Origin of the sequence: Streptomyces barringtoniae (assembly GCF_020819595.1) — a bacterium.
Classification (GTDB): domain Bacteria; phylum Actinomycetota; class Actinomycetes; order Streptomycetales; family Streptomycetaceae; genus Streptomyces; species Streptomyces barringtoniae.
The window spans coordinates 101,502-113,443 of the sequence record NZ_JAJHNP010000019.1 but is presented as its reverse complement, the minus strand read 5'-3'; the positions used below and the strand labels follow the sequence as shown (position 1 = coordinate 113,443).

General features: G+C 73.9%; 9 protein-coding genes and 1 pseudogene. 6 read left to right on the top strand and 4 right to left on the bottom strand.

Annotated features, from left to right (window positions below; translation table 11 throughout):
* Positions 1-9 precede the first annotated feature (9 nt).
* Entirely contained in the window at positions 10-2,418 is a 2,409-nt protein-coding gene (locus tag LMU33_RS29950; RefSeq protein WP_228623754.1) for a SpoIIE family protein phosphatase, read from the top strand.
* 49 nt (positions 2,419-2,467) lie between these two features.
* Here LMU33_RS29950 and LMU33_RS29945 read toward each other — a convergent pair whose 3' ends face one another.
* Positions 2,468-3,016, bottom strand: coding sequence for an RNA polymerase sigma factor (locus LMU33_RS29945; protein WP_228623753.1), 549 nt, complete (start codon positions 3,014-3,016; stop codon positions 2,468-2,470).
* Positions 3,017-3,061: 45 nt separating this feature from the next.
* Between LMU33_RS29945 and LMU33_RS29940 the strand changes: the two genes are divergently transcribed.
* The 4 genes from LMU33_RS29940 (at position 3,062) to LMU33_RS29925 (ending at position 7,193) form a co-directional block, all read left to right on the top strand.
* Complete coding sequence (locus LMU33_RS29940) at positions 3,062-4,453, top strand: serine/threonine-protein kinase (protein ID WP_228623752.1); 1,392 nt, start codon at positions 3,062-3,064, stop codon at positions 4,451-4,453.
* A 148-nt stretch (positions 4,454-4,601) separates the two neighbouring features.
* Positions 4,602-5,294, top strand: coding sequence for a DUF4232 domain-containing protein (locus tag LMU33_RS29935; RefSeq protein WP_228623751.1), 693 nt, complete (start codon positions 4,602-4,604; stop codon positions 5,292-5,294).
* A 197-nt stretch (positions 5,295-5,491) separates the two neighbouring features.
* Complete coding sequence (locus LMU33_RS29930; RefSeq protein WP_228623750.1) at positions 5,492-6,730, top strand: polysaccharide deacetylase family protein; 1,239 nt, start codon at positions 5,492-5,494, stop codon at positions 6,728-6,730.
* Between the two features lie 7 nt (positions 6,731-6,737).
* Positions 6,738-7,193, top strand: coding sequence for a universal stress protein (locus tag LMU33_RS29925; RefSeq protein WP_372478082.1), 456 nt, complete (start codon positions 6,738-6,740; stop codon positions 7,191-7,193).
* 1 nt (position 7,194) lies between these two features.
* On the opposite strand, the gene LMU33_RS42255 is transcribed toward LMU33_RS29925, so the two are convergent.
* The 3 genes and pseudogenes from LMU33_RS42255 to LMU33_RS29915 all read right to left on the bottom strand — a co-directional run bounded on the left by LMU33_RS42255 (position 7,195) and on the right by LMU33_RS29915 (position 11,049).
* Positions 7,195-8,793 (bottom strand): RICIN domain-containing protein, encoded by a 1,599-nt coding sequence (locus tag LMU33_RS42255; protein WP_443728977.1) that lies wholly within the window; start codon positions 8,791-8,793, stop codon positions 7,195-7,197.
* A gap of 213 nt (positions 8,794-9,006) precedes the next feature.
* Positions 9,007-9,894, bottom strand: a pseudogene (locus tag LMU33_RS42250) (hydrolase); the annotation flags it as partial.
* Between the two features lie 243 nt (positions 9,895-10,137).
* Positions 10,138-11,049 carry a helix-turn-helix domain-containing protein gene (locus LMU33_RS29915; RefSeq protein WP_228623748.1) on the bottom strand — a complete coding sequence of 304 codons (912 nt, stop codon included), beginning with the start codon at positions 11,047-11,049 and terminating at the stop codon, positions 10,138-10,140.
* Between the two features lie 74 nt (positions 11,050-11,123).
* On the opposite strand from LMU33_RS29915, the gene LMU33_RS29910 reads away from it, so the two are divergent.
* On the top strand, positions 11,124-11,933 hold the full coding sequence (locus tag LMU33_RS29910; protein WP_228623747.1) for a phytanoyl-CoA dioxygenase family protein: 810 nt from the start codon (positions 11,124-11,126) through the stop codon (positions 11,931-11,933).
* The last annotated feature ends 9 nt before the right edge of the window (positions 11,934-11,942 follow it).

Here is an 11,942-nt window from a genome sequence, read left to right as displayed (position 1 = left end):
GCGGCGACGATGAGCCGGGTCTATCCGTTCGACGATGCGGCGACGGCCCGGGCTGTCATCGACGACGACGGCACGCTGGTCGAGTGGAACGAGGGCGCCAGGCGCCTGCTCGGCCACCCGGCGGAGTCCGTCCTGGGCCGCCCCGCCGCCCAGCTGCTGGCCGGGCAGGACGCCCCGGCCCCGCCCGTCGGCCCCCGCTGGGAGGGAACACTCGGATTGCGCCACCGGGACGGCCGTACCGTCCCCGTCTGGCTGCTCGCCCACCGCCGTCCGGCGCGCGCCGGACACGGCGGCAACTGGCTCGTGGTCACCCCGCTGGCCGACCCGATACCGCCCGCCGAGGACGACCCGCTCGCCGCCGCGGGCCTGATCCAGTCGCCGTGCGCCGTCGCCGTGTACGACGCCGAACTGCGGCTGCGCCGGATGAACGACGCGATGGCCGATGTCGTCGGTCTGCCGGAGGAGCACGTACGCGGGCTGCGGCTCACGGAGATCGGCGGCAAACCGCAGAGCGAGGACCTGGAGCAGGGCATGCTCCAGGTGCTGACCACCGGCAGCCCGCTGGACGTGCACACGTACATGCGCACCGGCGGCGAGGACCGCGCCCACGCCTGGCTCGCCCGGATCGCCCCGGTCAGGGACGCTCAGGGCCGGGTGCGCGGGGTGTGTCTGGCCAAGCACGACGTCACCGAAAACTACCGGGCCCGCCAGCGGCTGCAGCTGGTGAACGAGGCGAGCGTGCGTATCGGCAGCACGCTGGACGTCACCCGTACGGCACAGGAGCTGGCGGACGTGTGCGTGCCGGCGCTCGCGGACTTCGTCACCGTCGACCTGCTGGATCCGCAGGACTACGGCGGCGAGCCCCCGGCCCGCCCCTCGGCGCCGCTCACCCTGCGCCGGGCCGCCCACCACTCGGTCCTGGACGGCGTGCCGGAGGCGGTGACGCAGGCCGGCTCGACCGAGGAGTACCCGGCCGGCTCTCCCCAGGCGGACTCGCTGACCGCGGGCCACACGATCATCGCCTCGGTGGCGGCGGGCGAGATGCGGTCGTGGCTGACCTGGAGCACCGCGCGGGGCGAGCAGGTGCGCAGGTTCGGCATCCACTCCTCGATGTCGGTGCCCATCCAGGCCCGCGGGCTCACCCTGGGTGTCGCGGTGTTCGCACGGCACCGGTGGGCGGATCCGTTCACCGCGGACGACCGGCTGCTCGCCGAGGAGATCACCACAAGGGCCGCCGTCTGCATCGACAACGCCCGCCGCTACTCCCGTGAGCGCGAGACCGCGCTCGCGCTCCAGCGCAGCCTGCTGCCGCGCACACTGCCCCGCACGGCCGCGCTGGAGGCCTCCTCGCGCTACCTGCCGGCCGCGCGGGCCGGCGTGGGCGGCGACTGGTTCGACGTGATCCCGCTGTCCGGGATGCGGGTCGCGATGGTCGTCGGGGACGTCGTCGGGCACGGCGTCGAGGCCTCGGCCACCATGGGCCGACTACGGACCGCGGTGCGCACCCTCGCCGACATCGACCTCGCCCCCGACGAACTGCTGACCCACCTGGACGACCTGGTGGTCCGGCTGTCGGACGAGTCCGGCGCCGGCGCCGGCCCCGGGGAGGCCGGCAGTCCCGGAGAGGCCGGCGCGACGTGTGTGTACGCCGTCTACGACCCGGTGTCCAGGCGCTGCACGGTGGCCCGCGCCGGGCATCCGGCGCCGGTGGTCCTGCGGCCGGGCGGCGCGCCCCAGGCCCTGGAGGTGCCCGCCGGTCCCCCGCTGGGGCTGGGCGGGCTGCCCTTCGAGGCCACCGAGGTGGAACTGCCCGAGGGCACCGTCCTCGCGCTGTACACGGACGGTCTGGTGTGGTCACGGGAGCGGGACCCGGAGGCGAGCCGGGAGATGCTCTACGAGGCGCTCGGCACGTACGCGGACTCCCTGGACGGGGCGTGCGACCGCGTCCTGCACACCCTGCTGCCGCCGGGGGGCTCCGCGGACGACGTGGCCCTGCTGCTCGCCCGCACCCAGGGCCTGCCCGCCACGCAGGTGGCGACCTGGGACATCCCGGCCGACCCTGCACTGGTCGCGCCCATCCGCAAGCAGGTCGTGGAGCAGCTGGACGCCTGGGGGCTGAGCGAGGCCGCGTTCACGGCGGAGCTGGTGGTGAGCGAGCTGGTCACCAACGCCATCCGGTACGGCTCGCCTCCCATCCGGCTGCGGCTGATCCACGACGCGACCACGCTGATCTGCGAGGTCTCCGACACCAGCCACACCGCCCCGCACCTGCGCCGGGCCAAGTTCTTCGACGAGGGCGGCCGCGGCCTGCTGCTGGTCGCCCAGCTCACCCAGCGCTGGGGCAGCCGGCACACCCCGGAGGGCAAGACGATCTGGGCGGAACTGCCCCTGTTCGAGCAGGACCAGCAGGGCTTCTAGAGCAGCAGGGCTTCCAGGCCAGCAGGGCTTCCAGCGGGAGCGGCGGCGCTCAGGAACCCGCCAGCCACGGACGTACCTGTTTGCGGGCCTCGTGCAGACGGGACTTCAGGGTGCCGAGGGGGATGCCCACGCGCTCGGCGACCTCCGCGTAGTCCAGTTGGCAGATGTCCCGGTAGACCAGCGGCGCGACCAGGTGCGGATGAGTCCGCTCCAACCGCTCCAGCGCCTCCAGCAGGTCCACCCGGGAGCCGGCGATCACGCTGGTGGTGCGCGGGTCGACGGCGTGCGAAGGCTCGATGGCGGCCGGCTGCTCGGCGGCCCGCCGCTTCAGCTCGCGGTACTTCTGCCGGCAGCAGTTGGCGACCACCGTGTACAGCCAGGTGCCGAAGCGGCTGCGGCCCTCGAAGGCCGCGATGTGCCGGGCCACCTGGAGCAGCGCGTCCTGGGCGGCCTCCTCGGCGTCCTCCCGGCACGGCAGGAAGCGCCCGCAGCGGCGCAGGACCTCCGGCCGGATCTCGGTGAGCAGCCGGTCCAGGGCCGCTCCGTCGCCAGCGGCGGCCCGCCGGGCGAGGTCTTCCATCGGCGCCTGGTCCTGCACCGGGGTCCCCCTTCGAGTCGATCTCAGGCCAGGCATGATAGTCGTATGCAATCCCCAGGGCGGATCGGCCGCTACCGCCTCGCACGGCCGCTGGGCACCGGCGCCTTCGCCACGGTCTGGCTCGCCCACGACGACGAGCTCCAGGCCCCGGTCGCGGTGAAGGTCCTCGCCGAGAACTGGTCGCACCGGCTCGACATCAGGGACCGCTTCCTGTCCGAGGCACGGCTGCTGCGCCGGGCCGGCTCCAGCCGGGTGGTGCAGGTCTACGACATCGGTGAACTCCCCGACGGCAGGCCGTACTTCGTGATGGAGTACGCCGACGGCGGCACCCTCGCCGACCTGCTGGAGGGCGGGCCGCTGCCGGTGGGGCACGCGCTGGCGCTGACGGCGGAGGCCGCGCGGGCCGCCGCCGCGCTGCACGAGGCGGGGATCGTGCACCGGGACATCAAGCCGACCAACGTGCTGCTGCACACCGCCCCGGACGGCACCCGGCGGGTGCTGCTGGCCGATCTGGGGCTCGCCAAGAGCCTCGCGCAGGCCTCTGTGCTCACGCTGGCGGCGGGCTCGGCGGGCTATCAGCCGCCCGAGCAGGCCGAGCCCGGCGCGGGCATCGACGAGCGGGCCGACGTCTACAGCCTGGGCGCGGTCGGCTACGAGCTGGTCACCGGGGCCGTGCCGGGCCCGCCGGGTCGGGTCGTACCGCCCCGGCGGCTGCGGCCGGACCTCGGCGAGGACGTGGAGCGGGCGCTGCTGCGCGCGCTGGAGCCGGACCGGGCACGCCGCTGGCCCGGCGCGCAGGTGTTCGCGGACGAGCTCGGCCGGCTGGCGGCGGGGCCGCCCGCGCTCCGGCCCGCCCGGCGGCTGGACGGTGTGCGCGGCCGGCTGAACACGGTCACCCTGTCCCTGACCGCGGTCCTCACCGCGGCGGCGGCCGCGGCCGCGGTGACCCTGGCGATCCAGCACGGCGGCTCCTCGGACCAGGTGCGGGTCGCGGACGCGACCGGGCGGGTGGCCGTCAGGGTGCCGGCGGGCTTCGGCCGCGAACTGCGCGACTCCGGCTGGGACCCGGGCGCGCTGCGCCTCGGCAAGGGCCACGAACCGGGACTGGTGGTGGCCGACGACCTGACCCGGTGGCCCGATCTGGGCAGGGCGGTGGACGGCGTGTTCGTCGGGCTGAGCGAGCACGGCGACGTCACCGCGAAGGTGAAGGCCCTCGCGCACACGGGCTGCAGCTACTCCGGCAGCCGCACCTTCGCCGACGCCGACTGGCGCGGTCTGGTGCGGGCCTGGAGCGGCTGCCCGGACGGCGGCTCGGTCACGGAGACCGCGCTGATCCCGGCCCACGGCGCCGCGCAGCCCCAGGTGTACGTGCAGGTGCGTCAGCGGGGCACCGGGGACGCGACCGAAGGGATAGTCCGTTCGCTGAGCGTGACCTGAGGCCTGCCGAAGGCCACGGCGGGGAAAAGATTCCTGCGTGTGCCGAACTCTTCCGGCGTTGCGCGCATCGGAAGGTGAGGACGGCGCACCCGCGCCTCGAGGCACGCGTTCCGGCGCGTGCCCTGACCCTCCAGGAGTGTTGAGCGACATGGTGTACACCCCCCGGTCCGCGCGGCACGGGGCCCTGCTCGTGGGCACGGTCGCCGTGCTGGGCCTCCTGTCCGCCTGCGGCAACGGCAAGGACGTCCACAGCAACCCGCCCATCACGGCCTCCGGTACGGCCGCGCCGGCGACGGGCACCACGAAGAGCCCGGCGTCGACCACGTCCGCCCGGTCCGGCACGTCCACCGGCGCCGCCCCGTCCTCCCCCTCGAAGGCGGCCCCCTCCGCGAGCGGCGGCAACACGGCCACGCCCGCGGCGAGCACCCGCTGCCACACCTCCGAGCTGCGCGCCTCGGTGGGCCGCAACGACCCGGGCGCCGGCCAGGAGAACTTCCCGGTCGTCCTCACCAACAGGTCCGGCCGGACCTGCACCGTGCACGGCTATCCGGGTGCGGCGTTCATGAGCGCCTCCGGCAGCCAGCTCGGATCGGACCCCAAGCGCGAGTCGGGCACCCCGACGACGATCACCCTCAGGCCCGGGCAGAGCGCCTGGGCGGGGCTGACCTTCTCCAACCCCGGTATCAGCGGTGCCAAGACGGCCACCCCGGCCGCGCTGCTGGTGACACCGCCGGACGAGCGCGACTCGCTGAAGGTCGCGTGGACGGGCGGAGCGGTGCCCGTCTCCGGGAACTCCTCGTCCGTCTTCCTGTCGGTGTTCAGCCCCGGCACGGCCCCCTGACCGGCCCCGACACCCCGAGAACCCCGCTGTCCCACTGCCTGGGCAGCGGGGTTCGTCATGCTCGCGCCACAACTGTCACAGGACGGCAACAGGCGCCGTAGGCCGCGATCTTCTCCACGACTCCCGTCATCGAACCCGTCGACCCACACCGGCGAGCAGGCCCCACCAGGGGCCGTGACAAGGAAATCGGGGACAAGATGAGCGGGATCTCACGCAGGCGGGTGCTGACGGCGGGCGCGGCGGCGGGCGCCCTGGGCACGCTGGCCGCGTGCTCCTCCGGCACCGGCCTCCGGATCGGCGGCCCGGGGGACGGCAAGGGCACGGCCCAGGCCCGGCCGGTCAAGCCGATCGGCGACGGCTCCACCGCCGACACCGGGGCCCAGCCGCACCAGCCGACGCCCGAACGGCTGAAGCCGGGCCAGAAGCCCCCGCAGTTCGTGGTGTTCTCCTGGGACGGCGCGGGCGAGCTGAGCAACCAGCTGTTCTCCCGCTTCCGCAAGGTGGCCGCCGACCACGGCGCCAAGATGACGTTCTTCCTCAGCGGCATCTACACGCTGCCCGAGTCCAAGAAGAACCTGTACCGCCCGCCGCAGCACCCGGTCGGCGCCTCCGACATCGGCTACCTCGCCGACCGGCACATCCACGCCACCCTCCAGCAGGTCCGCGCGGCCTGGCTGGAGGGCCATGAGATCGGCACCCACTTCAACGGGCACTTCTGCGGCGCGACCGGCGTGCGCAACTGGTCCCCCGCCGAGTGGCGCAGCGAGATAGACCAGGCGGTCGACTTCGTGACCAAGTGGAAGACCAACACCGGCTTCACCGACCTGGAGCCGCTCCCCTTCGACTACCGCAAGGAGCTGATCGGCGGGCGCACCCCGTGTCTGGAGGGCCAGTCCAACCTGCTGCCCACGGCGGCCGCGCTCGGCTGGAAGTACGACGCCAGCTCCCCCGGCGGGCTGCAGATCTGGCCGGGCAAGGTGCAGGGCGGGAAGATCTGGGACTTCCCGCTGCAGTCCATACCCTTCCCCGGACACTCCTTCCAGGTGCTGTCGATGGACTACAACATGATGTTCAACCAGTCCGGCGGCAACCCGAACGGCGACCGCGCCCAGTACGACGCCTGGCGCACCCAGGCCCGGGACGCCTATGTCGCCGGCTTCCAGCGGGCGTACACCTCCAATCGGGCGCCCTTCTTCATCGGCAACCACTTCGAGCGCTGGAACGGCGGCATCTACATGGACGCCGTCGAGGAGGCCATCGGGAAGATGGCCGCGTACGGCGACGACGTGCGGTTCGTGTCGTTCAAGCAGCTCGTGCACTGGCTGGAGGCGCAGGACCCGGCGGTGCTGCGGAAGCTGCGCACGCTGGTGCCGGGGCAGGTCCCGGCGGGCGGCTGGGCGGAGTTCCTGGGCGCGGCGGGCAGCCACAGCTCGTAACCCGCCTCTGACTCGGGTACGTGCGCCGGGAGAGGCCGACCGGATGGCGTGTGGTCGCCCGGCTCGTCGAGGGCCCGGGCCCGGGGTGCCGGGTCTGGCGTACGGCGCGTTCGCGGGGCTGCTCGGCCGGGGGTATCCGGACAGGGATCCGGGCGACCGGATGGCGGCACTCGGCGGGAGTTCGGCGGCCGAACTGCTGGACGCGGCCGCAGACCGGCTGGGCCGTCCCTGTGCGCGCGAGGAGCGGTCGGGCCGGGTCGAGCGGCAGGTGGTGGCCGCCGCCGAGGGCGCCGATCTGCTGGTGCCGGCCCGGGACGGCGACCGGTCCCGGCCCGGGCCGAAGTGCCTCGACCCGGCGGTCCGGTTCGCCCTCGGCCACGCGCCCTGCCCGGTGTTGCTGGTGCGGCCCCAACCGGCCCCGGAGCTGGGGACGATCCCGCCGTCACCCCCTTACCGGCCCTGAGTCAGCGGCGGTGAGGCCCGCCGCCGTAGCCCCCGCCGTCCCCGTATCCCCCGCTGCCCCAGCCGCAGTAGTACGGGTGCGCGGAGCAGGGGTCGACCGGGGCGGAGGGCGTGGCCGCCGGGCCCGATCCGGTCGCCGTCGGGGACGGCGTACGGGGGGCGGAGGTGGTCCTGGAGGCCTTGGGAGCGGGCGTCGCGTCGGTCCTCGGGTGGGGACTGGCGACCGGCGACGGGGCGGCGTCGCTGTCCCAGTCGACGTTCTGCATCTGCAGATCCGGCTTGGCGGTGTCGAGGGTCCACCGCTGGGCGGCGCCAGGGGCACGGTCCTTGAGGACGAGGGCGCCGGAGCCGTCGGTTGCGGCCGGGGTGAGGGCCAGGTCCTGGTTCCAGCGGGGTATCAGGGCGCCCTGGAGGGTGAAGTCGTAGCGGATGTTCCGGGCGGCCTCGCCGGTGGCCGAGCAGGGAGCGAGGCGGACCGAGTAGCCGAGGTGGGAATCCAGGCACAGGCCGGGCGCGGCGGAGTTGCGCAGCAGCCCGTCGGGCTCGTACGCCCACTGCTGGCTCAACGTCGTGGAGCAGGGGGCGAGTTCGGTCTCGGCGCCCTCGACGGCCTTCTTGCCGACGACGCCGACGCACAGTCCGGAGGCGAGGTTGTGCAGCCGGCCGTGCAGGGTGCCCTGTCCCGCCCTGTGCCTACCGGCCCAGGAGGCGCCGGGACTCTTGGCGTCCTTGCCCGGCGCCGGGGAGGACGCGTCCTTGCCGGCCGGGGCCGGTCCGTCGCCGGACCCCAGCGCCGACCACAGCACCAGGGGCAGCACGACCAGCCCGCTGACGGTGACGACAGCCAGCGCCACATTCCGCCGCCTCGCCCTGCGCGCACGGGCGGCACGATGGGCCGACCGGCCGGAGGGGGTGGCTTCCCCGGGGCCACCGGACGCACGGGCGCCGGCCGAGCGTCGGGAGAGGCTGGAGCCCACGGCGCCGGCGGGGAAGGCGAAGTCGGCGGAGGGGGAACCGGAGGCGAACACCTCGGCGCCTGCGGACGCGGAGGCGAACACGTCGGCGTCGGACGGGTAGGCGGAGGCGCCGGCGGACGGTGGGCCGGAGGCGAACACGTCGGCGTCCGCGGACGCGGAGGCGAACACGTCGGCGTCGGACGGCTGGACGGAGGCGCCGGCGGACGGGAGGCGGGAGGCAAACTCGCCGGCAGACGGGGGGCGGGACGCGAACGCGTCGGCAGACGAGGGGCGAGAGGCTACGGCGTCGGCATCCGCGAACGCGGCGGCGTCAAAGGAGCGGCCGGCGGAAGCCGAGCCGGTGGTGTCGGAGGCAAACGCGTCGGCCTCGGCGGAACCGGAGGCGAGCACGTCGGCGTCGGACGGGTAGGCAGAGGCGCCGGCGGACTGTGGGCCGGAGGCAAACGCGTCGGCCTCGGCGGAACCGGAGGCGAACACGTCGGCGTCGGCAGCGGGGCCGGTACCGCGGCGAGGCGGGGCTCCTGCAACGCCGCCCCCGCTGGTCGCCCCGGGGAAACGACCCCGACGCCTGCCCCCGGCGGAACCACCCGGAGGCGTGGGCTCGGCGGAGCCGTCCGACCCCATGGACCCGACTGAGCCGCTCCCACCCATGGACTCGGCGGTCCCACCCCGACGCCCACCACCGGCTGAACCACCCCGCCGCTCGGACTCGGCGGAACGGCCACGGCCCGCGGACTCGGCAGAACCACCCCAACCCACGGACTCGGTGGACAGGCCTCGGTCCGCTGGGCCGTCCGAACCGCCCCGACCCGGTGGCTCGGAGGGCAGGAAAGCCTCGCCGGACCGGGGCACGGTGGTTTCGGGGTGTGGGGCCGGTTCGGCCGGATCCTCGGGGCGGCTCGCCCGGGAGTCCATGTAGGCCTGGGCGCCCCAGCCGAGGACCGCTTCGGCGAGGGCGAGGCCGAGTCCCGTGTTGAACGCGGCCAGTTGGTCGGCGGTGCGACTGCAGTGGCCGCACCGGCCCAGATGCTCACGCAGATCCGGGTCGACGTCGACGCCGCCGCGCCGGAACGTCACGTCGAGCATGCGCAGATAGCGCCGGCACTCGTTCTCGGGGGCGAGTTCGCGGTGGACCTGCAGACACTCCTCACGCAGCCGTTCCCGGCCCCGGCGGAGCTCGACGCCGGCGTCCTCCTCGTCCAGGCCGAGCAGGCCCGCCGGTACGGCGAGCGGTTCGGCCTCGACCTCCGTGTGCCACAGCACCGCACGGGAGATCTGCGGCACCCGCTGGAACGCCCGGGACAGCAGTCGTCGGCCCGGCGGCGGCAGCAGCCGGGCGGCGGCACGCTCTCCGGTGGCGCCGGACCGCAGCGCCGGGTGGAGGAGTTCCTGGCGGCCGTCGGAGTCCCACTCGGCCGCGATCCGCCGGACGGCGACCAGCACATGGGGCCGCCAGGCGGCGGTCGGTCCGGCCTGCCGCAGGGATTCCCCGAAGAGCCGGGTGAAGGCGGCGGTGGTGAGCATGCCCGCGGCCCGCGGCCCGTCCGTGCACAACCGAGCGTAGGCGAAGGCCGCTTCCCAGTGCCGGTCGAGCAGTTCACCGACGGGATGGAGCGCGGGCGTCCCGCCCGTCCACCTCTGCAGCTCGGCACTGAGTTGTTCGTCCGACCGGCCTGCCTCATTCACGACTGCATTCCTCCAGACGTGACACGAAAATTGGTCCATACCAAGCAGTATGGAAAGGTGGTGGGGCTGCTCGAACGTCCACCTGAGGAGGCTCTTTTGAAGCGTGGGGGGTGTACGGGGAGCGGCCTGGCGCATACAGCGGAAATGCGATGAGCCTGCGCGCCGACAGCGCACACTTTTGCACAGCCGCACAGGTGCGAACAAGGGATCTCTCGATTATCGACAATCAACTGCGGCGGACCCGCTTATTGACACAAGTTCAGGCGATTCCTTTTCTGCCCATTACCGCCGTTCGCCCGCCCGGTAGGCACCGGGCGGTACTCCGTACCGTTCCCGGAAAACCCGGCTGAAGTGGAAGGGGCTGCTGAATCCGCAGGCCGTCGCCACCCGTTCCACCGTGAGGTCGGTGGCCTCCAGCAGCCGGGCCGCGTGCCGCAGCCGCGCCTCGCGCAGCGCCCGCATCGGGGACCGCCCGGTGCGCAGGGTGAACAGATGGGCGAAACGGGACGGGGACAGCGCGACGCTCCCGGCGAGCGAGCGGACGGTGTGCGGGGCTCCGGGGTCGGCGGCGATCAGTTCCTCGGCCCGGCGCACCCGGGCGTCGGCGTCCGGTGCGGGTGGCAGTGTCCGGGCTCCGTCGGCGGCGAACAGGACCACCTCCTCCAGCGCGCACAGAGCCAGTTCCCGCGCCAGGCTGCCGTGGGCCACGGCCACCGGGTCCGGCTCGCGCGGGGTGTCCTCACGCGGCACGTCCTCGGCCGGTCCGCGGGCGTCGGCGAGCATCCGGGCGAACGCCGCCTCGATCCGGCCGTGCAGGGCGCCGGGGACGGACGTCACGGCGTACAGACCGTCGGACACGGCGTACGGGGCGAGCCAGGTCGTCCAGGACGGGCGGGCCTGGCAGTGCGCCCACCAGAACCGCCAGCTCCCGGCGCCGGGTGCGACGGTGTAGCGGTGGCCGGTGCCCGGCGCGAGCACCACGAGATCCCCGGCGCGTGCGCGGGCCCGCGCGGTGCCCTGGCGAAGCAGTCCGCAGCCGCCCAGGGTGAAGGTGAACAGCCAACTGTCCGATCCTCTGGGCCGGTTGACGCCGTAGCCCGGCCGCTGGTCGTAGCGGCCGGTGACCACGAGCCCGGGCGGTGGGGACGGGTCGGCGGCAGCCGTCACAGGCAGGTCCTCAGCATGCACGGGCATCCTCCCGAGGGGCGCACCGGCCTAGCGTGGCCGGTGGGTGACCATCCGACCACCGGCCTCTCAGGAGCGGGCACATGACAGCCACGGACAACGACGCCATCCTGCCGCAGGCGCAGCGGCAGCGGTTCGAGGAGGACGGGTTCACCGTCGTACGAGGGCTGTTCGGCCCGGACGAGACCGAGCGGCTGTGCGCCGCGTTCGCCGCGTTGCACGCGGCCGGTCCGGTGCCGGGCCGCTTCGAGCCCCGCCCGGCGGACGCCGACCCGCTGCGCCGGTATCCCCGGGTGATGCAGCCGCACGAATTCAGCGCGGTGGCACGTGAGTTCCTGCTGGACGCCCGGTTGCGGGCCGTGCTGGAGGTGTTCTTCGGCGAGGAGGTGCTGGCCGCGCAGAGCATGTTCTACTTCAAGCCGCCGGGTGCGCGCGGGCAGGCGCTGCACCAGGACAACTTCTATCTGCGGGTCGAGCCGGGGACGTGTGTGGCGGCCTGGGTGGCCTGCGAGCCGATCGACCGGGACAACGGCGGTCTCGAGGTCGTCCCGGGCACCCACCGGATGAACCTGTTCTGTCCCGAACTCGCCGACGAAAAGCTGTCGTTCGCCCGTGAGTACGTCCCACCGCCGCCCGGTCTCGTCCCGGTTCCGGTGGATCTGGCACCGGGTGACGTGCTGTTCTTCAACGGCAGCCTGGTGCACGGCTCCGGGCCCAACCGCACGGCCGACCGGTTCCGGCGCTCGTTCATCGGGCACTACGTGGGCCGCTCGGCGGAACGGATCGGGGCGTACTACCGGACGCTCACGATGTCCGGCGAGCGGGTGCCGCTGCCGGAGAGCGAGGGCGCGGGTCCGTGCGGCACGGAGTTCACACCACACGGACCCCACTGATCCGTCAGA